This is a genomic window from Amycolatopsis sp. cmx-4-61 (assembly GCF_046548775.1).
Classification (GTDB): domain Bacteria; phylum Actinomycetota; class Actinomycetes; order Mycobacteriales; family Pseudonocardiaceae; genus Amycolatopsis.
Map to the genome: position 1 here is coordinate 223956 of NZ_JAEBEI010000009.1, position 24054 is coordinate 248009.

The window sequence follows — 24054 nt, forward strand, 5'->3', positions numbered from 1 at the left end:
CGGTCAACTCGGCGGGCCATCGTCGTTTTCGTGACGTACCGCAGCCCGGCCCCTGAGCCGCCCGCTCGGGACAGGCTCCATCCCCGGCATGTGACGACCCACTTGAAACGAGGACCTCCCGATGACGCTGCAGTTCGCACTGGGCGACGCCACCGCGCCCGCCGGCGCGGGCACCAAGGTCATCGCGCACGTCTGCAACGACCGCGGTGGCTGGGGCAAAGGCTTCGTGCTCGCGGTGTCCGGCCGCTGGCGTGAGCCGGAACAGGACTACCGCGGCTGGAGCCGCACCGCGGACTTCCGGCTCGGCGCCACGCGCCTGGTGCAGGTCGAATCCGACGTCTGGGTGGCGAACATGGTGGCCCAGCACGGCTACCACACCACCGCCAACCCGATTCCGCTGCGCTACGACGCGCTCGAGGAATGCCTGGCCACCCTTGCCGTGGAATCGGCCCGGCTGGCCGCGAGCGTCCACATGCCGCGCATCGGCTTCGGCCTCGCAGGCGGTCGCTGGGAGCGCATCGCCCCGATGATCGAGCACGCGCTCGTTGGCGCTGGGATCAGCACCACCGTCTACGACCTGCCCCGCCTCCGGTAGCCGGACACCGCGGGCCACCTGGCCGCGGCGGGTCGCGGACCTCCGATGGCAGCAAACACCGTCGGCGCCGTCCAGGCCTGGGCCGCTGCGCGGTCGGCTCCGCCGAGCCCGGACCGCGCCGACGACGACCCGCTTCCTTGCTCCGGTCCACGCACAGCGCCGACCAGGAGACACGTCATGTCCGATACCGACACTGCGCCCGGCATTCCCGCGAACGCATCGGTAGATGCCGTCATCAAGTCCATCGGCGAGATAGCCGAGTTTCCCCCCGGCCAGGTGATCTTTCACGAAGGTGAAGCAGGAGACCGGCTCTACATCGTCGAATCCGGCAAGGTCAAGATCGGCCGCGGCGGAGTAGACGGCCGAGAAGTACTACACAGGATCGTCGGCCCAGGCGACATGTTCGGTGACCTGTCGCTGTTCGATCCCGGCCCGCGTGCCTCGACGGCGACGACGGTCACCGAGGTGCGGGCGACCAGCCTCGACCGGTACGCGCTGCGGCTGATGATCCGCCACCGCCCCGAGCTTGCCGAGGAGCTGCTGCGCGTTCTGGCGCGGCGCGTGCGCAGGGCCGGCACCGCGGCGGCCGATCTGGTCTTCAGCGACGTCGCCGGGCGGCTCGCCAGGACCCTGCTGCAGCTCGCGGCGCGCTTCGGGATCCAGGAATCAGGCGGGTTGCGCGTCGTCCACGACCTCACGCAGGTCGAACTCGCGCAGCTGGTGGGCTCCAGCCGCGAAACGGTGAGCAAGACCCTGTCCGACTTCGGCCGTCGCGGCTGGCTGCGGCTCGAGGGCAAGTCCGTGTTGATCACCGATCCCGAGCACCTGGCGCGGCGAGCCCGCTGACCCGAACGCCCACCGACGAAACCCGCCGCGGTCCAGTACTGGCTTCCTCACCCAGTACTGGACGCCGGCGCCAGCCCAATACCACGAACAGACCGGAGCGACCTCATGGCCCACAAAGGACTGCTTCTCCTCGACGTCGACGGACCGCTCAACCCCTACGCCGCGAAGCCCAACCTACGGCCACCGGGCTACGAGACCTTCCGGCGTACGCGCGGCGGCGGCTGGTTCGGTGGGCGTGACGCCCGACGCCACAAAGGACTCCGGGTCTGGCTGCGCCCAGACCACGGCGCACTGCTGCGCGCGCTGGCCGAGGACGCGGAGCTGCAGCTGGTCTGGGCCACGACCTGGCTGGAGGAGGCCAACACCCTGATCGGCCCGGCGATCGGGCTCCCGGAGCTGCCGGTGATCCACTATCCACCCGCCGACCTCGAGCGCGATGGCGACGGCCACCGGTGGCGGACCGGCGGAGCGTGGAAGTGGTCCGGGGTCGCTGCCTACGCGGAAGGCCGGCCGTTGGCGTGGCTCGACGACGACCACGCCGACCCGCGATTCGCGCGTGCCCGCGCGGCATTCGAGCACGAACGCCGCAGCAGCCCGACCCTGCTGTGTCACGTCGACCCGGCCACGGGCCTGCAGGACGGACACCTCGACCAGATCCGCACGTGGGCCGCAACCCTCCCGGCTGGTCGGTAGCACTCGGCTCGTCAGCCGGGTTCCGCCCTTGTACGCCCGGTCACCTGCACACCCGCGGGAGACGGCGTTCCGTCGACCGGTCTGACCACCCGGCGCAACTTCACCGCGGCGCACCGGTGGAGGCGTCGACCGCGCGGGCCCAACGGTGCCCCGCCCACCGGGAAGAGGACAAGCCGGAAGGACGTCGGCTTGTCCTCTTCCCGGTGGCCGGGGCCGTGTCGGCCGCGCGCGGCCGGCGCCAGCCGGCGCGGCCCAGAACCGGAGACCGAGGGAGACGATGACCATGAGCGACACCGTCACGTACCTGACCATCCACGCCTGCCCGCCACACCGCGTACGCGCCGTCGCCACCGCGCTTGAAGACCACTGGCTGGTCGACGTCGACGGCTCCGCCCGCAAGACCCTGCAGATCGGCGAGCCTTACACGATCGACACGTCCGAGGTGGACGAGCTGGCCGACGACCTGATCGAGACCGCCCCGGAGATGTCCTTCACCGCCCAGACCGACCCGACCGACGAGTGGCTCGGCTCGCTCCGCCGCTACGTTCCGGCCCTGCACCGGTTCGAGGCGTCCTGCGACCACGACGGTTCTGCCGTGTTCACCACCGCCCAGGTTCGTGAGCTGGACCTGCTGGCTCCCGAGGCGCGACTCGCCCGGCTCGGTGTCCCGTGGTCCACAGCGATCGAGGCGATGCCGACCGGCGATGTAATCGAGCCGGAGCCGTACGCGACCTGCTGGATCCCGTCCACCGGTGAGATCACCGTGCTCGCTGCCGGACCGGATGGAGCCGACGTGGGCGTTACCCCGGCCTGCGTCACCGCCGTCGACGACGACGGCAACCTCGCCTCCAGCGCCGCCGCAGACGCTGCGCTGGCCGGCTGCGGATTCCTCCGCGTCAACGCGTGGGAAGCGCTCAACGCCACCTGCCGAGCGTGGGGCACCGACGTGTACTGGACAACCGACAACACGGACGCCAGCACGGCACCGGCGCCCGCCTGAACCACGCCGCGGAACCGACGCCGTTGCCCTGGCCCGGGGCGGTGGGTTCGCGCGAACTCTGGACCAGGGCCACGGCTGCGCCCGATGCACGTCCGCCCGCGCCGGGCGGGGGAGACAGGCCTCGCTGCGCTCGGTCGCTGCGCGATCCCGCCCGCCCGGGCGAGCGCGGCGCCCCAGCCGGTCCGTGGCCCTGGTCCTCCCCGCTCGCGCCCCACCTGCCGGCGGGGCAGGGCGACCCGGCGGGACACCGCGTCACTTGGTCGCCCTTCGACCGGCGCTCTTGCCAGGCAAGGGCTTGACAGAAGTGAGACGTCGATGAGCGAGCAGAGCGATGAGCAGTACATCGGAGGAATCGCCGCAGATGCGGCGGGGCAAGCGTCGGCCGGAGAGACCCGCAGGCCGCCGAGGGATCTGACCCCGGCGGTCGAGGGTCGCCGGCGGGCCCAGTCCGAGCTGGACGCGCGACGCGGGAACTGATCGCGCGGTGGAGGCCGGGCGCGCGGCACTGCGCGTGCTCGGCCCTTCGCGTGCTGACCGCGCTAGTCCCTCCTGGAAGGAGGCTTGTACCGTGATGCATGTCGTCCAGTACTCCGGCGGCATCGGCAGCTGGGCCACGGCCCGGCGCGTCGCCGCCCGCCACGGCATCGACAACCTGATTCTGCTGTTCAGCGACACGCTCGTCGAGGAGGACAGCCTCTACACGTTCCTCACCGAATCGGCCGCGCAGCTCGGCGCGCCGCTCGTGCGGGTCGCCGATGGCCGCACCCCGTTCGAGGTCTACTGGCACGCCCGGTTCCTCGGGAATGCGCGATTGGCGCCCTGTTCCAAAATTCTGAAGCAGCAGCCCGCGCGCCGCTGGCTGGACGCGAACGCCGACCCCGCTACCACCACCTTGTACGTCGGGATCGACGCCGGCGAGGCCCGGCGGATTCCCGGCATTCGCAAGGGTTGGGCGCCGTGGTCCGTGGAATTTCCGCTGACCGCGGAGCCGGACCTGACCAAGGACGCGATGCTCGGCGAGGCCCGTGCCCTCGGCCTGACTCCGCCCGCCGCGTACGAGGAGGGCTTCTCCCACGCCAATTGCTCGGGCTGCTGTGTTCGGGCCGGCCAGGCGCACTGGCTGCGCCTGCTGGAGCGTCATCCCGACCGGTACGCCGACTACGAGCGCCGCGAAGAGGCGTTCCGGGCCGAGTTCGGCAACGTCGCGATCCTCAAGCAACAGCGTGACGGCGTCGTGCGGCCACTCCCGCTCGCCGAACTGCGCCGTCGCACGCAGACCTCCGGCAGTCCACGAACGGAAGACGGTTCTGTCCCTGCCGGGCACCAAACGTTCAGTAACGAAGGGAAAGTCTCATGATCACCGTTGACCAGGAGAAGTTGGAAAACGTGCTCGCGGCCGAGGTGGGCCAGCACCGGGCCATGGAGCTGATCAGCCTCTTCGAGGCGGCGGGCGCCTTGCGAGCTATGCCGGACACCGCGCTCGTCACCGCCGAGCAGGCCGCGGAATGGGCAGGCCTGATCCTGACCGACGGCGACGTCGGCTGGCTCCGCCGCGAGATCCCGAAAACCCCCATTCCGGATGCCATCAGCCTGATGGCCGTCAGCCTCACGGTGCCAGACGACCCGGACACCGGTGGCACTGCCGACCTGGGCGACTGTCTTCGCCCGACCGGCGACCAAGGCGATCCCTCCTGGTATCCCTACTTTCCCGCTGTCCTGCAAGAGCTGTACGACAAAGCCACGGACACGGAAGCGTCCGCTCTCGACGCGCTGTCTGTCGCGCGGGTCTGATCTGGGTCTGCGGCGCCTGCAACTGGCGAAACCCGCATTGGTTCGATTCGTGCGCGGTAGCGCACTGACCGCACAGCGCGGCTTAGCGGCACTGCCGGCAACGCGAAGCGGTCGTCGTCATGTGGCGACTGGCTGACCGGTCCGAAGTGGACTCCCGAGAACAGCAGCCCGATCGGGACCGGGCAAGGGCGCGATGCGTCGCTTCGCGATGGCCGCAGGCGGCCACCCCTGCCCGGCCCCGGCCGTCCCACTGAACACAGCTCCGTCCACCGACAGCACCGACCAGCAGGAGCCCACGATGTTCACGTTCGACGGCCTCGACTTCCACACCGAGCCGATCACCCTCGCCCAGCTCTACTGCGGCTGCGAGAAGTTCTTTCTCGGTCACGACGTCTACGTCGACGGCCCCGCGCTGTGCCCGAACCCCGACACCTGCACCGGCCACCAGGACGGCGTCACCGCGGTCGAGGACCTGGTTCAGACCTTCGTTACCGCGTCGCGTGGCGTCCGCCAGGCGACCGAGCACGTCGCCTGACCGGCCACCGCGGGGCATTTGCGACCGCACCGGGCCGGTGCGCACACCGACTCGGAAATCTCGCAGCCCGCCGGCGGCCAGCCCGTAGCGGACTTCTGATCAGCGCCCCCGCGGTCCACGAGAGCAGGAAAGAAGACACAGATGAACTTGGAATACTTCATCATCTACTCCGAAGGCTCCGATGTCGCGGCGGCTTTCGATGCTGCCGTCGCGGAGGCGCAGTACGAACACGGTTATGGCGGCAACACCGGCAGTATCGCCGAGAAGGACTCCTTCGTCGTGATCGAGAGCAGCCCACGCTCGGAAACCGAGGCCGAAGGCCTCGCCAAAGAGCTGCTCGATGCCGAGGATGAGCGGATCGCCGACGAGTGGGGCCCGGCCGGCGCCATCGCGGTGTGCGGTCGGTACCGGACGCTGGAAGGTCTGCCTGTACCGGTCCGCGCCGAGGGTTACCCAAGCCAGAAAGCCGCGGCGCTTGCCGCGGCCGAGACGCACCTTGGCAACGGCGAGATCGTCACCAGCGCGACCCTCACCAACTACCGCCCCCGCGGCAACGAGGAACGCGTCTACGTCAACAGCCACACCACCGCCACCATCCTGACCACAGGATCGCTCGACCTGACCGGCTGGATCTTCGTCGGCTGGGCCGCGAGCTGACACCGTCGCTGTAGCCGGGTCCGGCCACGAGGAGCTATCCCGCGCGCCGCGCGCGAACGCCCGGAGCGCAGCAGTACCGCCCTGCGGGGGCAAGGCGAACCGCTTCGCGGCCGGCTTCGCCGGACCTTGCCCCCGCACCGCGGCCCCGCTGGAGATCTGCTCGTCCACGCACCACCGACAAGCAGAAGGACCCCTCGTGATGGACCTCGCCGACCAGCAGTCTCACACCGTCCGCGGCCTGTGGATCCCCGCCAGTGGGATCGACCCGGTCGAAGCCATCGACTTCGTTCGTGACGAGCGCGGCCATCTCCCGGCGCTGCGCGCTCTGCTCGGCGAGCAGATCACCTCGGTGACCGTGCTGACCACTGTGGACGTTGTTGGCGGCCGCCGGCACGCCAAGGACCGGATCAACACGCGCGCCCGCGGCGCCTGCGCGCTGCTGCAGGCCGACATCGCTTGCGGTCACGTTCCTGCCTCCGCTCTCGACCGGGCACGGGCGCGCCGCGTCCTAGCCGGTGAGCTGTCGATGCCCGATCCCCGCGGACCCGTGGTCCTGCTGGGCACCGATCTGGACTCCGGCAACTACGCCTCGTTGACGGAGGAGATGATCTCCGCCCTCGTCGCCGACACCCTCCAGCTGCTGTTGCTCGGCACCGAGCCCGGCACCGAGCTGGCCCGCGTCAGCTGATGGACCGCCACGCCGGGCACGACCGCGTGCCCGGTCCGCCAGCAGCACCGTCCGGCGCGCGTGTCGTGGACCGCGCAGCTCAGCAGCCCGCCCGGGCGGGCAAGGCCGTGCCGCTGCGCGGTCGGCTCCGCCGAGCCCTGCCCCGCCCTGACGTCGGCCTGCTCCGCCCGCGGTGTCCACGAACACCGCGACGAAGGAGCACCGTATGCCGCTCGACCGGAACGTCGTCAACAACGACGTCGTCGAATTCGCCCGCCTCGGCCAGAAGGTCTCGCTGAAGTTCCTCGTCCCGCTGCGCAACCGCGCGACCTTCGACAAGTGCATGGCCACGGTGCAGGGCGGAAACAGCTTCGACCCCGTCGAGGTCGCCCGCACGATCGGATTGCTGTTCGACGACGCGATGGACGTCGAGTTCGGCGCCGAAGGCTCCGCGGTGCTCTACATCACGACCGCGTTCTTCCCGAACCAGTGCATCGGCCCTCGCACGGACAAGCGCCACGAGCGCTACACCGACGCCGAACGGCAGGACTACGCCCAACGCGTCATCGACTGGGCCCGCACGATGGGCGCCAACGAGATCACCGTGCAGCAGCACCCCGCCACCGACCAGGACGTGGTCGGCAAGCCGGGAGAGCACCCGTACCGGATCCGCCTCTGGTGGGACTGACCGCCGACAGGCGAGGACGCCGGCCCGGTCGGCGTCCTCGCCCAGGCGCAACCACCCTCGTGTCGCCCGCTTACTTCCCGGTCGGCGCTGCGTGGACGTCCCGGAGCGCAGCAGAACCGCGGGGCAGGGGCAAGGCGAACCGCTTCGCGGCCGGCTGCGCCGGACCTTGCCCCCGCCCCACAGCCCCGCAGGGCGTGCGCCCGTCCACGCACCAGCACTCACCGGGAGAACCCGATGGCAGCTCGACGACCTTTGCGTTCGCTCCTCGCCGTCACCGCGGCCGGCCTGGCCGTCGGCCTCGCAGTGGCCGGGATAGTTCTGGCCAGTTGCGCGTCGACCTCAACACCCCGGCCGCGTCGCTCAACTTGATCGCGGCTGGACGCGACACCTGCGCCTCCCTCGGTAAGGGCACGACGGTGTCCGCGGCGGTGAAGACGGTGCTGAAGCGGTTCTACCCCGATCTCGCGAGCGTGGTCGTCGTCGCCGCGATCCACAGCTACTGCCCGCAGCATGCGGCACAGCTGAGTGTTCCGGCGCGGTAATCGCTCGGTCTCCGCGTCGCCCGCCGGGCGCGGAGATCCTCTCCGACCACCTGAATGAGCGGGACGGTGTGTCGCCCCACCGGCCCGCTCGAGGGCCCCGGCCGGCGCTGTCCACCCTCCGGCGCCGGACCGGGCCCTTGTCCATGCCAAAACCCTGGCAAGACAAGGACAATCATGTACCGCTCCGTTCGCCGACGGCTGCTTCGCACCCTGCAGCCCTACGCCCCGGGCCACACGTTCTGGCAGGCCACGGCGGTGCTGCTGCTGCCCGCGACCTACACCGCGGCCGAGCCCCCGCTGGTCGCCCGGTCCCGGGTTCGTCGAGCTCGCCACCGCTTCGAAGTGGGGCCGGCGGACACCTGATGGCCGGTTGCTCGCGGTGGTGCGCAGCACCGACCGTGACACCAGCCACCAGGTCCTCATTTCCGGCGCGCTCTCGGCCACCGATCTGCTCGGTTTCGGCGGCATCACCGACAAGCCGCACCGGCTGCGGTGGATGGCCGAACCGGGCACCGTGTCCGAGCAGCGGCTCACCGAGACGCACCCGGCGATGCTCTACGACCGCTGGACCTCGGCGCTGACCGAAGCAGCCGAGCACCGCCTGGCGCTGACCGGCCTGCCGCCGGAGTGCTGCGACCGCTTGAAGCTGACCCGCCGCCCGGACGGCCGCTACCAGCTGGTTCTCGCGCTGAGCGCGGAATCGCCGTACTTCGCCGCCGACGTTGACGACATCAGCCGGGCGCTCACCTCGATCGCCCGGTCCTACGGGCCAGGCGTGCGGCTGAGGCTGTATCGGTCGGACGTCGATTCGGTGGTCACCGACCCGCTCTACGCCGACACCTGGAACCGGCTGTACCCCAGTGCGAATGAACTCGGCGGCGGGACGTTCGTCGACCGACTGGCCGACCTGGTTCAGCGTGCCTCCGAAGCGGCACGTCCCGTGTCGTGAACCGCGGCGCCGCGGCGAGGACCGGTGTCCTGCCGCGGCGTTCGCTGACGCAGGAGGTCAGCACACCGCACGGGGTTCCGGTCAAGGCCCCGGCCAGCCCATCCCGGTGAGACAAACCCCTCGGGGTCGCGCTGGCGCGCGATCACGCCCGGATGGGCCAGCCGGCGTTCCCTTGCCCGCCCTACGGGCCCCGTCCGGCGCGCTGAGGCCAGGGCCCGTCAGCGCACCACCCGGACAGGAAGGCGGCCCGCAGCCGATGCACACGATCCGCGAACCGTACTCGTTCACCACCACCACGACACTGCGCGCCGGCCCGAAGCGGCCCTCCTCGCTGGTCATCCTCGACAGCAACGGTTTCCGGATCATCGACCACCCGATCGCCGGGGCACGCCACTCGATGCTGATGGTCGAGGAAGGCTGCGGCGACCTCGCGCGCAACAGGCCGAGGATCATGGCCACCCGGCTGCTGGGACTGCCGGAGGTCGTGCCGCCCGAACAGCGCGGCCGCGACCACGTCGAGGTGCCGCTGCTGCCCCCGGACGCCCCGGACTGCCCCGCTTACACGACGTGGACGATCGCCGGTGCGCCGCTGCTGGTCGACCAGTTCGACTCCGACAGGGCCCAGCTGACCTTCAAGCGCTCGCTGAACTCGCCCGACATCAAGACGCTCGAACTGCTGCCGGTGCAGTGGTGGCACCTGGTGCAGGTGCTGCTGTCTCTGGACTCCTGGATGCGGTATCTGAAGGGCGAGCTGGACAACGCCGCGCAGGCCGTGCGCCGGAGCGTGCAGACCGACAGCGAACTCTTCCGCGTCGTCGGCGCTTTCGTGGTGGAACGGGAGACCCGGCCGCGAGGCGGCGCGGGGAACTGACCCGGCACTGAGCGCGGCCCGCCCGGCGAAAGGCCGGGCGGGCCGTGTCCGCCGGGGCACCGACCGAAGTCGCCCTCCCGCGTGACCGGTTGGGTGCCAAATACCGCCGGCGGCGATGTTCCGGTCACCACGGGCCACCGAAGCGAGCCCTTCTCCCCGGAACGTGCACCAGATTAGCGGCACGCCGCGGTGCCCCTGGTCGCGCCCGCTTCCGCTCGGCGCAGCCCCGGTCGGGGCGGCACCACGCTGCCCGGCCGGCTGACGCCCGCCGAGGCACGCCTGGCCCGCACCGACGCGGGTGATCCGGCAGTGCCCGTCGCGCGCCGAACCCGGCCACCCGGATCACGCCGGTCGGGCGAGCGCGTGCCTGCGGACAGGCGCTGCGCCCCAGGCCGGGCGGTCGGCGGCGCCCCCGACCGGGGGAGCGCACCGACCGAAAGCGAGCGCGCATGACCACAACATCACCGGCGCCCCCGGCGCCGCCTCCCGAGCCGGACGTCTTCGAGACCGCGTGGACCGCGGGCCGGCAGATCCTCGCCACGGGTGCCGAGCACGACGAGTGGCTGGCCACCCGCCGCACCGGCATCGGCGCCTCCGACGTCTCCGGCGTGCTGAACGCCTCTCCGTGGACCTCCCCGCTACGGGTTTACCTGGACAAGCGCGGCCTCGTCGGCGAGCTGGAGCTCACCGACGAGATGGAGTGGGGGCACCGGCTCGAAGACGCCGTCGCCACGAAGTGGTCCGACGTCCACGGCATCCAGGTGCGCAAGACCGGCACCTGGCGCTCGAACGCGTGGCCGTGGCTGCTGGCCAATCCCGACCGGGTCGTGGCCAACGGTGAAGGGCTCGAGTGCAAGACCGCGGACAAGATGTTCGCCGACGAATGGGCCGAGCAGCCGCCACTGCACTACGTGATCCAGTGCGTCGCCTGCATGGCCGTCACCGGCGCACGCCGCTGGCACCTCGCGGCGCTGGTCGGCGGGAACAAGTACTTCGAGTTCGTCATCGACCGCGACGAAGACGACATCGCCGCGGTCGTCGAAAACACCCGGCAGTTCTGGGACCAGCACGTGCTCGCCGACGTGCCGCCGCGAGTACAGCGCGGAGGCGGGGAGCGCGAGGAGAAGTTGCTCGCCGTGCTCTACCCCACGCCGGACGGCACGCACATCCAGCTCACCGCGCAGCAGCAGCGGCTGGTCGCCCAGCACAAGGCCGCGATCACCGAACGCGGGAAGTGGGACCGCGTGGCCACCGACCTCTCCGCCCAGATCAAGCAGGAGCTCGGGTCCAAGAGCGCCGGCTACGTCGGCACCCGCGAGGTCATCACCTGGAACAAGACAAAAACCGGTCGGCGGTTGAACAACAAGTTGAAGGAGAACCTCTGATGGCAGGACGGATAGCCGCCCACGTCGCCCAGCGCACCGCGGACACAGCCGGCGAGCAGGACCACGAGCACGACGGCCACGCCACGGCGACGCTGCTGGACCAGATCGTGCAGTCGCGGGATCTGTTCGCGCAGGCGCTGCGCGGCTCGGACATCGATCCGGACCAGTTCGTGAGCAACGCGCTCAACCTGGTCCAGCAGGACCTGCTCGACCCGGACAAGAAGACCAAAATCATCGAGGCTCAGCCGGAGTCGGTGATCGGCGCGCTGCTCAACTGCGCGCAGTACGGGCTGCGGCCGGGCCCGTTCAAGGAGGCCTGGATCATCCCGAAGAGGAAGCGCGGCGGCATCGTGATGGCCGAGTTCCAGGCGCACTACCGCGGCCTGCAGCGCATGGCGCAGGCGCACCCGGAAGTCCTGCGGATTACCACGCGCGTGGTGTGCGAGCGGGACCGCTTCGCCGTCGAGGAGGGCACGATCAACCGGCTGACCTTCGAGCCGCTGATCGGCTCCGTGAAGGACCGCGGTAGCCGGGTCGCGTTCTTCTCGCTGGCCATGCTGGCCAACGCTGAGACGCCGTTCGTGTGGTGGCACGACAAGGACATGACGAACTTCCGCGACAAGTTCGTCAAGGCAGGGGAGCGGTCACCCTGGTTCGACGCATACGGCTACGACGCCATGGGCCGCAAGACCGTGCTGCTGCGGCTGCTCGACGAGATCCCCCGCCAGTCCCGGCTGGTCGACCTGATCGCCGTCGACGGGACCGTGCGCCGCGACCTCGACCCGGGCGCACCCGGCTACCAGGTAGGGGAGCGGCTGGAGGACCAGGAGGACGACGTCCCTCCTGAGCCCGAGCCGGTCGACCTGGACGCCGCCGCGAGCGGTGGCGCCAGCCAGGAGTCCTGACCGAGGTGGTGGGCCCGCCGGTCCGGTGGTCGCGGGCCCACCACCCTCCAGCGCCGGCCGGATTTGCTACGCCTGCGGACCGCCGTCGGCCAGCTCTGCGGCAAGGTCCTCGGCGGCGTGGCGGATGCCCTCGGGCAACGCGGTCAGCAACGCCGCCAGAGCCGTGGTGACCTCGGTGATCGTCGATCGTTCCGCGGCGGGGCGGTCCTCGAACAGGTCTGCGGGGTGGATCCGCAGCGCCAGCGCCGCCCGCAGCAGGGTGCGCAACTTGACGTTCCCGCCGGCCTCCAGCTCGTAGAGGCTGTTGCGGCTGATCCTCGCCTCGTCGGCGAGCGTGACGGGGCCGATCTCCGCGTCATTGCGCGCCTTGTTGAACCGGTCGCCAACAGCTTTCAGCAGCTGGTCGACCCGCCGGTCAAGATCGTCATCGCTGTCCGTCATCAACGGTTGAGCCTACGGGATGACACATTCGCCCATTTGCACTTCTGGCAGTACGTAACGTAGTCAGAAATGGACAGACGTGTACTTCCAGAAGTACATTCACAGGATGATCACCTCATCCTCGGCGGGCAGCGGGATGTGGTTGTCGTTGGCGATCGTGACCCGGCTCGCGGCGTATTTCGGCGATCACCAGCCGATGACCATCGATCGAACACCCGACACGGCTGTATCCGAAGCTGAGGTCAACCTCATGCAGGCGCACCTGCTGCACCGGGGCCGCGTCGTCGCCCTGATCAGTGACGAACAGCTGGCGATGGCCCTGGTCGCCTTGCTCGACAGCGTTCCCCGCGCCCTGCAGACGTTCGCCGAGACCTTCGTCGACCTGCTGCGCCAGCACACCGAAACCGACGACGCCGGTACCACCTGCCGCGAATGCGGCCAGCCTGCACCGTGTGCGACACGGCTTCTGCTGCAGGACAGAATCGGCGCGCTGAGCATCGCCGCTCAGCACCCGTGACACTGCAGTCCCCCGCGCTGATGGACTTCCACCTGCCGTTCCTTCGCGCAGGGTGAGAAGCACCGCGAGCCCCCGCCGCGGTGGATGGATGCCCCGGACCTACCAGTTCCTGGTCCGGGGCATTCGTCGTCTCTAGCCGAATTCGCTGCCTGACCCGTCGCGGTTCCGGCGGCCCGGGGCGGCGCGAACGATGACCCGACGCCGGCGTCCGGCCTGAATGCCCCGCTGGCCCGGCCCGCCGCGGGTGATCCGGCCGTGCCCGTATCCGCGGTTCCCTCCGAACCGGACCACACCGGGCGGGCGAGCGCGAGACCTTTCCCGCCGGACGCCGGCGTCGGTCCTGCGCGCGGATGCCCCGGGCCCGCCGGGGATCTTCCGCGCGCCGGTTTCGCATGGGCGCGCGCCCAGAGCAGGAAGGCATCGCCATGACAGCGGTTTCCCTCGCCCCCGAACCCATCCAGCCCGCCGCGCAGGCTCGTGCGGTGTTCACCTGCGACCAGACCGTCCTGGTTGACGCGCTCGCCACCGTCGAGCTGGCGCTGGACCCGCGACCGGCCGCACCGGAGCTGGGCGGTGTTCTGCTCGCCGCCGTCGACGGAGCCCTGTTGGTCGCCGCGGCAAGCTGGCACACCTCGATCGCCGTCCGCGTGCCCGACGCGGACGCCGACGGCGAGCTGCTGATCGACCACGCCGAGCTCAGCAACGTCCTCGCCGCGCTGGCGAAAGGCCGCTCGAAAGCCGAGATCAGCGCCATGTCCGTCACCGTCGTCGCCGACGACCCGCTGCAGCCTGTACTCGACCACGACGGCCTGCGCGTGCCGCTGATGGCCTACTCGCTGGAAGACTTCCAGCACGCTCGCGACGAACTGCCGCTGGTCGCCCAGCTCGACCACACCGGCTTCGCCGCCGCCGTCGCGCGCGTGACCAAAGCCGCGAGCACCGACGAGGTCCTGCCGGCCTTCTGCGGCATCAAGCTCGACGTCGGCGACGGCACTGTCACCGTCGCCGGCACTGACCGGTTTCGCCTGGCCGTGGCGCCGGTTCCCGCAATCACCATCCGGACTGCCAGCACCGACGGAGGCGGCGTGATCCCGGTCAAGCTGCTGGAAAAGCTCACCAAGCGGCTCACCGGTGACCGTCTGCGCATCGGCTGGGAACGCACTGACGACGCCACCTCGATCTCGTTGGCCTGCGGGCCAGTGACCGTCGTCACCCGCTCCACGACCGACTCGTTCGTCGACTACCGCGAACTGTTGCCCACCGCCGCCGTCGGCACGGTCGTGACGAACCGCGCCGAGCTCCGCGCGGTCGCAGCGCGCGCCGCGGCCATCGCCGCCGCGAAACGGCTCGGATATCAGCATCTCGAGCTGGTCGTTGGCCCGCTGTCCCTCACGGTGTTACCAGTGCTGGACGAGCGAGCCTCGGAGGTCGCCGCGCCCGGGCTGGACGCCGACGTCGACGGGCTCGGCGAGGAAGAGGACCTGGTGGTGCGGTTCAATGCCAAGTACTTCATCGAGGCCTTGGACACCTTCCCCGATGCGGATCAGATCACCCTGCACCTCGTCAGTTCCGTACGGCCCGCCGTCCTCGCCGACACCCCGGCCGCCATCCTCAACCCCGCCGCGTTCCGGCACCTGCTGATGCCGGTCCGGCGGCCCACGGGCTGACCGCTCGGGTGCCGGACCCCCCATCAGCCTCGGCCCGGCACCCGAGCTCCGCGCTGCGGACGTTTCCCGACACCTCTGTCCTACGGCGTCGACGCCCTCCGTCTTCCCCAGGCTGAGCCACCCGTGCCGCAGCTGTCGGCGCGACCGCGCCGCCGCGGTTCTCGCGGACCGGCCAGTCCAGCAGATCCGGGTGGACGGTCAAGCCCGCGCCGCTGCGCGGTCGGCTCCGCCGAACCTTGACCGTCCACACCGGACTTGCACGCCCCTTCCCGGTCCACGACAACCTCCGGACGGGAGCAACGATGAGCTACCTCACCATGATCGACGACGAAACGGCCGAGATCGACCGGCTCACCCGCCAGCGCGAGCACTACGACCCCACCGACGAGCAACAGGTGCTGGATCGGGACGCCGTTGACAGTCGGATCGCGGTGCTGACCGCGCGCCGGGACGCGCTGCGCGCCAGCATCCCCGCGCTGGAGGACCTGGACCGCGGCATCACCGCCGCCGTCGAGGAGCGTAAGGAATCGGCAGAAGACCTGCGCAACTACATCAGGGAGTCGTTGCGAAGCGACTGGCCTGCCTTCGTACTGCTCGCCGCGGTGATCACGGCTCAGGTGTACGGCGTGAACCTCTTTCCCACGAACTGGTGGGGAACTTTGGCGAGTTACCTTGCCGCTTTCGTCGGAGGGTGCTGCACCGCAGATGTGCTGTTCACCATCGTTTTCCTCGTCAAGTTCGTCAGTGTCGTCCGCGATCACCGAAGGCTGATCGCCGAACGCGACCGCACGATGACGGAGATCGACGCAGGTCGACCGGCGCAGGCCGTCAACTGGTGACGAGGTGAACGCGTCCGGCGGGTGCCCGTGCCCCGCCGGATTCGCCACCAGCCGGCGCCGAGCCGGGCACGGCGAAGTACGCAGGGGTCCGGTCTGCCCAAGCGTGTCACCGGCGAGCCGCACGAGCCTCCCCGGCCACCGGGCGTGGCAAGAGGCGAGAACAGCGAACCCGGGGGGAACGGTCAAGGCCGCGCCGCTGCGCGGTCGGCTCCGCCGAGCCCTGACCGTTCCCACCGGCCTCGCTCAGCGTGCTCCCGTCCACAGCACCGTCCGACCCGGGAGCCTCGATGTCCTATCGCCAGACCGTCGCCGAACAGACCGCCGAACTCGCGCGCCTCATCCAGCTGCGTGACCAGTGCGACGTCGCCGACTTCGACCAGTGGGTCGAATGGGGCAACTACCACTGGGAGATCAGCGATCTGACCGCCCGCCGGGACGCGCTGCTGACCAGCATCGACACGCTTGACGCTGCCGACCGAGCGATTACCGCGGCGGACGCGCGATGCACCGCGGCGTTCGCGCTGCTCACCGGCTTCGGTCGCCGCTCGCGGAGGCTCGCCCGCGTGGCCGTGCCCCTGCTGCTGGCCGTGCTCGCCGGTCACCTGCTGCTGCCCGACGCGTGGATGACCGCCGCGGTCTCGGTCGTGCTCGGGTTGTCGATCGGTGTCGGTGTTTGCCGCGTCCGCCGTCACGAGCAGCTCAGCGACGCCGCCTACGAGGCCGAAGGCGACTACGGCGACGCGCTGACCGAGCGCGAGCAGATGCTCGCCGACATCCAAGACGGCCGCCCCGCGAGCACACCAGGCCGCTGACCCGGCCGCTGCGGCGGCCGGGGAACCCGGTCCGGGCCCCGCCACGGTGATCGCCGCCGACGCTGCGCCCGATGCCCCATCGCCCCGCACCGGCCGGGTGATCCGGCAGCACCCCACGACCGGCAGCACCCGCAGGTCCGGAACACCCCGGCCGGGTGAGCGCGGCGCCCTGGCCTCCGCTGGCCGGCGGCGACCGAGCCGGCGGCGCCCCGGACCAGGGGCCTCCGCCCGCCGGACTTGTCCGGCCGCCAGCAGATCGGAGCCCGGCCATGGCCGTCATCCGCGCCAACCTCACCGTCCTGGACTTGCCGCCCACCACCTCGGAGCCCGGCTGGGCTCCTCGCGGACACCTGCGCGCCAGCTTCCGCGACCTCACGACCGTCCTGCACGCCCCGGACTTCGGGATCGACGCCACCGAGGACTCCACGATGTGGCTGCTCGACACCCCGGCCGGGCGCGCCCAGCTGTTCCACCAGCTCGACGGCACCTACCTGCTGCGCGCGCCCGCCACGCGCATCACCTGGACGATCCAAGCGCCCTCTCCCGACGTGCTGCCCTGGATCTTCGAACTGGCAGACTGCAGCACCGCCGGATTTCCGAACAGCGGGCAGGCACTACGCGTCGGCCCCGACCGCATCACCCTGATCCGCGCCTACCAACGGTTCCTCGAGCTGCGTGCGACTGACCTGCAGCAGCGGCTCGAGCTCGCGCGGCCGCCGCACCCGGCCTCGGGGAGCCGCTGGCAGCAGCTGACCTCGTACCACCAGGACCTCAGCCGGGCACTTCACCTCGCCGCCACCCCGGCCGACGTCATCGCGACCCTGCAACAGGCCGCGAACCGGTTCCCCGCCACAGCCGGACCCGACTTCGACCACGAACTGCACGACGAGTTCGTCGCGACGGTCCGCGCTCTCGCCACCGCCTCGGTCCCCGCCCAGTCGCCGCTGCCCGCCGGAGGCCCGCGATGACCGAGCTGCCGCTGGACCTCGGGCTCCCCGACGCGAGCGCGGCCGGCCGACCTGTTCACCTGGTCAGCTGGGGGCTCGGCGTCGAGTCCACCGCCTACCTGGTCGAGGTCTTGACCTCACCGCAGCGCTACGGGCTCGACCTGGCCGACATGATCGTGATCCACGCCGTGGTCGGCAGCGAGTGGCGCTCCACCCTCGCCGACGCCGAGCGGTTCGTCCTACCGATGCTTGCCGAGCGCGGGATCCGGACCGTCCAGGTGGCGCGCGGAGGCCCGTTCGAGGCGGACGGGATTGTCGTGCTCGACGACACCCGCACGCCGACTCGGCTGCATCGCCGCGGCCCCTGGACGCTGGAGGACGAGTCCATCCAGTCCGGCACCGTTCCTCAGCTGTCGCATCGTCGATGCTCGCTACGGTTCAAGGGTTGGGTGCTCGATCAGTGGATCACCCAGAACCTGCGCGGGCGCCCGTTCGAGCACGTGATCGGCTACTCGGCGGAGGAGACCAAGCGCGCCCAGCGTGACCTGGTCTACGCCACCACCACCCGCACGCCGGCGCACCCGCTGATCGACTGGGGCTGGACCCGCGCCGCGTGCTCGGCCCGGCTGCTGGCCGAGTTCGGTGTGATCTGGCACAAGTCGGCGTGCACGTTCTGTTGCTTCTCCGGCGGCCGGTCACTTCCGGCGACGCTGAAGCGGATGCGGGACAACCCCGAGGAGGCCGCGATCGCCCTCCTGCTGGAGGCCCCGGCGGTGATGTTCAACCCGAACAGCAAGCTCTATGGCACCCACAGCCTGCTCGAGCGGCTGATCGAGGACGGCAACACCTGCGCCGTCGAGCTGTTCCGCCACCGGCTGGAAAACCGGCCCTGGTCGGTCTACGACGTCCGGCGCATCTACTTCGCGGCCAAGGACGACTCGGCCCGTAAGGGCACGGCCTGGCGGTCGGTGAAGCCGCTGTTCACCGGCACCGCACCCGAGGCGCGCGCCTGGCTGGCCGCTGCCGCGCACGACCACCCGGTCGACGAGGACGGGCGGGTGTGGCTGCGCCCGCACAACGCAGCTGCCGGCTACCCGAAGGCGGAACGGTTCCTGCTGGCCACAGCGGCGGGCACGCAGGAGAAGGAGCGGGAGAACTTCTCCCGGCAGTGGCAGCGGATCACCGGCGAGGAGCCCGGCTTGTTCGAGGTCGAGTAGCTGACGACCAGCCGCTGAGCGCGCCACCAGTTCGCCGTCCTCGGTGCGTCCGGCCGGCGCGGCGGCGGAGGTGACGCCGCGGTGTCCGCGGTGTCCGGGGCGCCCGACGGTGGTCGCCGCGACCCCTGCGGCCGAGGAAGCCGGCAGCCCGGCCCGGCCGGGTGATCCGGACTCGCTCCGGACCTCCGCTGCTTGGCCCGGACCACACCGGCCGGGCGAGCGCGGCTTCCTCGGCCTTCGCCGGTCGCGGCGACCCGGCGGGTGGACGCCCCGGACCCGGGGCGTCCACCCGCCGGACATCGTCCGGCGCCAGCAGATCGGAATCCGGACATGGCCGTCCTCCGCGCCACCCTCACCGACCTGGCCCCACCACCCCTCATGTCGATGGGCGGCTGGCCCCCGCGTGCGCTCGCTGCCACCGAGTGGGCATCGCGGCAGGTCGCGTGATGGTCACCGTAAAGTTCACCCGTTTCGCCGGTGACGCGAACGCCCACGCGCTCGAGGTCGCCGAGCGCGTCGACGAGAAGTGGCACTCCTGGCACGGACACGGCGATCTCGAAGTTCCGGTCTCCGTGGTGGCAGTGCTGTCGCTCATCAACCCGCGGCTGAAGGACCGGGACAAGGTGGCGCTCAACCTGATCCGTTTATCGCCGGAGGAGTTCAGCGACACGGTTCGGCTGCTGTGGCGACGGTTCGTCCTGGCCCGCCCGGACCTGGTGAACCGGGCGTGGCCGTTGATCGAGCCGTGGCTGGGACAGCAGGAGATGACGCCCGAAACCACACGCGATGCGCACGCAGTCGCGGTGGAGGCCCTGCGCTGCGACCTGTTCGCGCTCACCGATGACCCCAAGTGGGAAGTCGATCTTCTCGGCACCGTGCTGACGTCGGTCCGCACGATGTCCGCGCAGCAGGCCCGTGGCCAGTACTACACGCCACCCGACGTCACCGACGTGATGGCACGGATGGCGCTCGACGTGCCGACACCCGGCTCGTCGATCAACGATCCGGCCTGCGGGACCGGCGGGATGTTCCGCGCGGCCGCGGCGTGGATGATCGGTGCCGGAATCGACCCGGGGACCGTACGGTGGGAAGGCAACGATGTCGACCATGTCGCGGTCGCGTGCTGCGCGATCAACGCTGTGCTGTGGGGGCTCGGCACGAACGTCTTGCTCGGCGTCGGCGACACACTGGCCGCCGACTGGCGGAAGCGCGCGATCGCCGAACGCGACGAACCGATCATCCTGATGCGCCGACTCACCGCGATGCGGTCGTTCCTCGATCTCGAGAATGCCACCGCCGCCGTCAGCGGCGCGGAAACATCTGACTCCTCGCCAACTGAAGGCTGACCCCCTCGTCGCGCCACCGGGCGGATCGGCGGCGCGCGCACTCGGCGGGCACCACCGCCGGCAGGGGGCAAGCCGCGAACCGCGTGCGGCTTGCCCCCTGCTCCCGGCGCCGGTGCCCGCCGAGTGCGCCCCGCCGACCCGGGCGGGGGACACAACGCGAAGGGAAGGTGAGCCGACGATGAGCACGTCAACCATCAAGGTCCACGCCTGGGAGCTGCACAAAACCGGCGACGGCAGCGACAAGTACTACCGGATCCTGCTGCTGAACCACGTGCTGCTGGTCAACTACGGCCGACGCAACACCCGTGGCCAGTTCTATGCCCACGTCAAATCCACCGCCGACGCCGCCCAACAGGTGGCTCGCGATCTGACCAACGAGAAGAACGACAAGGGCTACTCGCTGACCCGCGACATGACCGATTTCGAGGTTCCCACCGAACTGGCGCGCAACCTTACCGACCTGTCCCAGGGCAAGCACGTCGGCAATGTTGCTCCGGCATTCTGCAACCACCTCGTCGAAATCTTCAAGCAGACCGCAGACCAGCAGGCAACGGTTACGGGGGAGGCGTCGCGGTGAGCACCCTGGGCGACGAGATGCTCGACAAGATCGGACGTGCCCCTGCGAGTGCCGAGCCCGAACCCGCCTGGGAAGACGACGACGGTTCGGTCGTCGGCCCTTCCTCCGCTGTTCCGTCCACAGTGGACATGGTGGCCAGTCTCGCCCCACAAGGCACCCAGATCCGCCCCAACGGCGTCGCCTACCACCCGCGGTCGGTGGCAGGAGTGTTCGAGGACGTCGCTCTGCTGCGCTCGGCGCGCGAGCACCAGGAGCACGTCCTGTTCTACGGCCCGCCCGGTACCGGCAAGACCGCCCTGTGCGAGGCCGCCTTCGCCCAGGACGCCACCGACGGCCACGACGGGATGGAAACCATCGTCGGCACGGTCGACACCACGGCGATGGACTTCGTCGGCACCTTCCTCGAAGACCCAGTCACGAAAACGTGGAACTGGCAACCCGGTCCGCTGCACCTGTCGGTCCTGAACGACGTGCCGCTGCTCGTCGACGAGATCGCGCTGATCGACCCGCGCGTGCTCAGCGTCCTGTACCCGCTGATGGACGGCCGCGACGTGCTGCGCTTCCCGATGAATCCGCAGCTGGAGCCGTTGAAGGTAGGTCCGGGCTGGTTCGTCATCGCCGCGTTCAACCCCGACGTCCCCGGCGCCCGCATGTCGGAAGCGCTGCGGGACCGGTTCGAGCACCACATCGAGGTCGGCACCGACTGGGAACTGGCCGAGAACCTCGGCGTGGCCAAGGACATCGTCGCCGTCGCGCAGAACCTCGACAAGAGGCGCCGCAACGGCGATCTCACCTGGTCGCCGCAGCTGCGCAGCCTGCTCGCCTTCGCCCGGCACGAACAGCGCCGCGGCCGCGAATACGCGCTGGCGAACCTGCTGGGCAAGACCCCGCCCGAGGACCGCGACGAGATCCACGGCGTCCTGACCAAAACCCTCGGCGAAGAGATCGACCGGCTGCAGCTGGGAAAGCAGGTCGAGTCGTGAACAACGTCGACACCGCGGCGACCCCTGAGCAGGCCCGCCTCGTCGTCCGCCTCAACCGTGGGATCAACCTGCTCGCCGGCCGCGGCGACCTCATCGCGACCGTGCGCTGGAATCCGGACCCCGGCGACCCGCCCGCGTGGTTCACCCCGGCCGACGGCGAGGTCACCCTCAACGGCCCCATCGCCCTCGCCGGCGCCACCCCGGCGGAGATCAACCCGCTGACCCGGGAGGGACGACTGCGGCACCCGGTGATCGTCGGGCTGCTGTGCCACGAGGCCGGGCATGCCGCCCACAGCCAGTGGGACAGCCACTTCGCCGAGGACGTCGACGTCGTCGTCGCCCGCGCTGCCGTCCTGCTGGAGGAAATCCGCATCGAGCACCGCCAGCTGCAGCGCCGGCCCGGCGACCGGCTCTACCTGCGCGCTGCCAGCCGGCGCATCATCCTGCCCGGCGCGAGCTCCCCCTCGGCGGCCGCGACCCGCTGGCGCGCCGCCCAGGCGGCCCTGCTCACCGCCGGCCGGGCCGACGCCGGTGTGCTGACCTCCCGCGACGTGCGCAAGGTCGTCTCCGTGTGCCGCACAACGTTCGGGCGCACGGACTTCGACCGGCTACGCCGGGTGTGGCGCAAGGTGCTGACGGTGCCCGACGGTGACGTCGGTGCGCTGATGAGCCTGGCCGCCCGCTGGGTCGAGATCGTCGGCATCGAAAACCCGGCCGATGCGCCTGCGCCGCCGTGCGGCCACGGGGTGCTGCCCGACCCTGCGGCCCAGCCCAGCCCGAAGGCACCGGACAGCAGCCACGAGCAGGACCAGCCGTCCGCACCCGAGGACGCCGACGGAGCCGGCGATGAGCTCCAGGACGCACTCGCCGAGGTCTTTCAGGGCGCGATGGTGATCGTGGCCGCCTCCGGTGAGCAGGAAGCCGCAGCCGAACTGCGGCACGGGCAGCAGGGCGAGAACTCTGGCGACGACGGCCGCGAGCACGGGCGGGCGCGCGAGGCCGCGGACCAGAATGCCGCCGAACGGGAAGCTGAGAAGGTCTTCCACGGCAACCGGCGCACCGGCGCCGGCGACCCGCGCAGCAAGACGCGGCCGCCGACCGCGGCCGAACGCACTCTGGCCCGACGAACCGCAAAGGCGTTGCGGCGCGCGAAATTCCGCGAACGCGGCAAGATCGTCGTGGATTCCGCGGTACCGCCCGGCCGACTGCAGGCAAGAGAAGCCATGCTCGGCGCAGCCCAGCGCAGCATGGGCATGCCGGTCACGGCCAAGCCGTACCGGCGTGTCATCCGCAAGGACACCCCGGAGCCACCGCTGACAGTCGGCATCGCCGTCGACATCTCCAGGTCGATGGCCTGGGCGACGCCGATCCTGGCCAGCGTGGCGTGGATCGTGGCGCACGCGGCTGGCGACGTCGACGGCAGTTCGGCGACCGTCGCCTTCGGCGAGCGCGTCACCGCCATCACCCAACCCGGGGTTCCCCCGGCCGTGGTGCAGGAGTTCGACGCGCGCGACGGCTACCACGAGTTCGTCCCGGCCATGCGTGCGCTCGACGGCGCGCTGCGGCTCACGGCCGGCCAGGGCGCCCGGCTGGTGTTCGTCGTCAGCGACGGGCGCTACGGCTCCCACATCGAGCGGCAGGCCGCCGAAATCGTCGACCGGTTCACCCGCCACGGCGTCCGCGTCCTGTGGCTGGATCTGGCATCCGAACACGCCACCACGATCGTCCCAACTGGCGCGATTCCGATCCGGATCGCCGACATCGACGAGGTTCCGCGGCAGGTCGAGCACGCGCTCGTCGACGCCTTGCGCCGGGCCTGACCTCGCGACAGGGCAGCGGGGCGCGCTCCCACGGTGAAGCCCGGCTGCTGACCGACAACCAGCGCAGCAGCCGGGCCCGGGCAGCCAGCAAGGGCGCAAGGCGCCGCTGACGCGGAAACCCTTGCCCCGCCCCGAGCCCGGCTGCTGGGCGTTCGCCCGTCACCGCCTATCACCGATCGGAGCGCGCCCATGCCCGACCTCGTCAACGGCTTCGCCGGCGACCACCTGTTCCTCAGCAACTTCTACGAGCACCCGCTGACCTGGGATGGCGACGTCTACCCGAGTGGCGAGGCCGCCTATAACGCCGGCAAGACCCTCGACCCGCAGCGGCGCGCCTGGATCGCCGCGGCACCATCCCCCCGGGAGGCGAAGCGCCGCGGCCGCCGGGTGCCGCTGCGCCGGGGCTGGGACGATTTGCACCGCTACGTCGTCATGCAGCAGGTGCTCGAGGCGAAGTTCGGCGACCCCGTGCTGGCTGAGCGGCTGCTGGCCACCGGCACCGCCTGCCTGATCGAGCGCAACACGTGGCACGACCAGACTTGGGGTTGCTGCTCCTGCCCGCGGCACCAGCCTGCGCCCGGGAAGAACCTGCTGGGCCGGTACCTGATGCGCCGCCGTGCTCAGCTCGACCCGCGTCTGGCCGGCCGGTGGACCCGGGTCGCCTGCACTGGGTTCTCTCCGCTTAGTTGACGTGTCTCTTTTCTAGACCCGGATTCCTGTCCTAGGTCTTCTAACTCTTCGCGCCCTTCTGCGTCTCGTTTAGG

At 70.6% G+C, this 24054-nt stretch carries 28 protein-coding genes; 27 read left to right on the plus strand and 1 reads right to left on the minus strand.

Annotated features, from left to right (window positions below):
* Positions 1-121 precede the first annotated feature (121 nt).
* The 16 genes from ACLJOU_RS25810 to ACLJOU_RS25885 all read left to right on the plus strand — a co-directional run bounded on the left by ACLJOU_RS25810 (position 122) and on the right by ACLJOU_RS25885 (position 12124).
* Entirely contained in the window at positions 122-595 is a 474-nt protein-coding gene (locus ACLJOU_RS25810; protein WP_410570639.1) for a hypothetical protein, read from the plus strand.
* Positions 596-772: 177 nt separating this feature from the next.
* Positions 773-1441, plus strand: a complete 669-nt coding sequence (locus ACLJOU_RS25815; protein ID WP_410570640.1) for a Crp/Fnr family transcriptional regulator — start codon at positions 773-775, stop codon at positions 1439-1441.
* Between the two features lie 105 nt (positions 1442-1546).
* Positions 1547-2134 carry an HAD domain-containing protein gene (locus ACLJOU_RS25820; RefSeq protein WP_410570642.1) on the plus strand — a complete coding sequence of 196 codons (588 nt, stop codon included), beginning with the start codon at positions 1547-1549 and terminating at the stop codon, positions 2132-2134.
* 283 nt (positions 2135-2417) lie between these two features.
* Positions 2418-3134, plus strand: a complete 717-nt coding sequence (locus ACLJOU_RS25825; protein ID WP_410570644.1) for a hypothetical protein — start codon at positions 2418-2420, stop codon at positions 3132-3134.
* 568 nt (positions 3135-3702) lie between these two features.
* Entirely contained in the window at positions 3703-4491 is a 789-nt protein-coding gene (locus tag ACLJOU_RS25830) for a hypothetical protein (RefSeq protein ID WP_410570646.1), read from the plus strand.
* Complete coding sequence (locus tag ACLJOU_RS25835) at positions 4488-4925, plus strand: hypothetical protein (protein WP_410570647.1); 438 nt, start codon at positions 4488-4490, stop codon at positions 4923-4925. The genes ACLJOU_RS25830 and ACLJOU_RS25835 overlap by 4 nt, the downstream gene beginning before the upstream one ends.
* 298 nt (positions 4926-5223) lie before the next feature.
* Complete coding sequence (locus ACLJOU_RS25840; protein ID WP_410570648.1) at positions 5224-5460, plus strand: hypothetical protein; 237 nt, start codon at positions 5224-5226, stop codon at positions 5458-5460.
* Between the two features lie 141 nt (positions 5461-5601).
* Positions 5602-6117, plus strand: coding sequence for a hypothetical protein (locus ACLJOU_RS25845; protein WP_410570650.1), 516 nt, complete (start codon positions 5602-5604; stop codon positions 6115-6117).
* 199 nt (positions 6118-6316) lie between these two features.
* Entirely contained in the window at positions 6317-6805 is a 489-nt protein-coding gene (locus tag ACLJOU_RS25850; RefSeq protein WP_410570652.1) for a hypothetical protein, read from the plus strand.
* Positions 6806-7010: 205 nt separating this feature from the next.
* Entirely contained in the window at positions 7011-7472 is a 462-nt protein-coding gene (locus ACLJOU_RS25855; protein WP_410570654.1) for a hypothetical protein, read from the plus strand.
* A gap of 326 nt (positions 7473-7798) precedes the next feature.
* A complete protein-coding gene (locus ACLJOU_RS25860; protein WP_410570656.1) occupies positions 7799-8014 on the plus strand; it encodes a DUF732 domain-containing protein in 216 nt (71 codons plus the stop codon).
* 174 nt (positions 8015-8188) lie between these two features.
* Complete coding sequence (locus ACLJOU_RS25865; protein WP_410570657.1) at positions 8189-8377, plus strand: hypothetical protein; 189 nt, start codon at positions 8189-8191, stop codon at positions 8375-8377.
* 19 nt (positions 8378-8396) lie between these two features.
* Complete coding sequence (locus tag ACLJOU_RS25870) at positions 8397-8963, plus strand: hypothetical protein (protein ID WP_410570658.1); 567 nt, start codon at positions 8397-8399, stop codon at positions 8961-8963.
* 256 nt (positions 8964-9219) lie between these two features.
* A complete protein-coding gene (locus ACLJOU_RS25875; protein ID WP_410570660.1) occupies positions 9220-9834 on the plus strand; it encodes a hypothetical protein in 615 nt (204 codons plus the stop codon).
* 449 nt (positions 9835-10283) lie between these two features.
* Positions 10284-11219, plus strand: a complete 936-nt coding sequence (locus ACLJOU_RS25880; RefSeq protein WP_410570661.1) for a YqaJ viral recombinase family protein — start codon at positions 10284-10286, stop codon at positions 11217-11219.
* Positions 11219-12124 carry a recombinase RecT gene (locus ACLJOU_RS25885; RefSeq protein ID WP_410570662.1) on the plus strand — a complete coding sequence of 302 codons (906 nt, stop codon included), beginning with the start codon at positions 11219-11221 and terminating at the stop codon, positions 12122-12124. Before ACLJOU_RS25880 ends, ACLJOU_RS25885 begins: the two co-directional genes overlap by 1 nt.
* 66 nt (positions 12125-12190) lie before the next feature.
* Here the strand turns inward: ACLJOU_RS25885 and ACLJOU_RS25890 are convergent, their stop codons facing one another.
* Positions 12191-12568 carry a hypothetical protein gene (locus ACLJOU_RS25890; protein ID WP_410570664.1) on the minus strand — a complete coding sequence of 126 codons (378 nt, stop codon included), beginning with the start codon at positions 12566-12568 and terminating at the stop codon, positions 12191-12193.
* Between the two features lie 103 nt (positions 12569-12671).
* On the opposite strand from ACLJOU_RS25890, the gene ACLJOU_RS25895 reads away from it, so the two are divergent.
* The 11 genes from ACLJOU_RS25895 to ACLJOU_RS25945 all read left to right on the plus strand — a co-directional run bounded on the left by ACLJOU_RS25895 (position 12672) and on the right by ACLJOU_RS25945 (position 23980).
* Positions 12672-13082 (plus strand): hypothetical protein, encoded by a 411-nt coding sequence (locus ACLJOU_RS25895; protein ID WP_410570666.1) that lies wholly within the window; start codon positions 12672-12674, stop codon positions 13080-13082.
* Between the two features lie 350 nt (positions 13083-13432).
* Positions 13433-14749: a hypothetical protein gene (locus ACLJOU_RS25900; RefSeq protein WP_410570667.1), complete on the plus strand. Its 1317-nt coding sequence runs from the start codon at positions 13433-13435 to the stop codon at positions 14747-14749.
* A 302-nt stretch (positions 14750-15051) separates the two neighbouring features.
* Positions 15052-15588 carry a hypothetical protein gene (locus ACLJOU_RS25905; RefSeq protein WP_410570668.1) on the plus strand — a complete coding sequence of 179 codons (537 nt, stop codon included), beginning with the start codon at positions 15052-15054 and terminating at the stop codon, positions 15586-15588.
* 287 nt (positions 15589-15875) lie between these two features.
* Positions 15876-16400 carry a hypothetical protein gene (locus tag ACLJOU_RS25910; RefSeq protein WP_410570670.1) on the plus strand — a complete coding sequence of 175 codons (525 nt, stop codon included), beginning with the start codon at positions 15876-15878 and terminating at the stop codon, positions 16398-16400.
* A 269-nt stretch (positions 16401-16669) separates the two neighbouring features.
* Entirely contained in the window at positions 16670-17368 is a 699-nt protein-coding gene (locus ACLJOU_RS25915; protein ID WP_410570671.1) for a hypothetical protein, read from the plus strand.
* Positions 17365-18564: a hypothetical protein gene (locus tag ACLJOU_RS25920; RefSeq protein WP_410570673.1), complete on the plus strand. Its 1200-nt coding sequence runs from the start codon at positions 17365-17367 to the stop codon at positions 18562-18564. Before ACLJOU_RS25915 ends, ACLJOU_RS25920 begins: the two co-directional genes overlap by 4 nt.
* Before the next feature lie 422 nt (positions 18565-18986).
* Complete coding sequence (locus ACLJOU_RS25925; protein ID WP_410570674.1) at positions 18987-19910, plus strand: N-6 DNA methylase; 924 nt, start codon at positions 18987-18989, stop codon at positions 19908-19910.
* A 178-nt stretch (positions 19911-20088) separates the two neighbouring features.
* Positions 20089-20487, plus strand: a complete 399-nt coding sequence (locus ACLJOU_RS25930) for a WGR domain-containing protein (RefSeq protein WP_410570676.1) — start codon at positions 20089-20091, stop codon at positions 20485-20487.
* Positions 20484-21470, plus strand: a complete 987-nt coding sequence (locus tag ACLJOU_RS25935) for an AAA family ATPase (RefSeq protein WP_410570678.1) — start codon at positions 20484-20486, stop codon at positions 21468-21470. Before ACLJOU_RS25930 ends, ACLJOU_RS25935 begins: the two co-directional genes overlap by 4 nt.
* A complete protein-coding gene (locus tag ACLJOU_RS25940) occupies positions 21467-23290 on the plus strand; it encodes a VWA domain-containing protein (RefSeq protein ID WP_410570679.1) in 1824 nt (607 codons plus the stop codon). The genes ACLJOU_RS25935 and ACLJOU_RS25940 overlap by 4 nt, the downstream gene beginning before the upstream one ends.
* Before the next feature lie 189 nt (positions 23291-23479).
* A complete protein-coding gene (locus tag ACLJOU_RS25945; protein WP_410570680.1) occupies positions 23480-23980 on the plus strand; it encodes an NADAR family protein in 501 nt (166 codons plus the stop codon).
* The last annotated feature ends 74 nt before the right edge of the window (positions 23981-24054 follow it).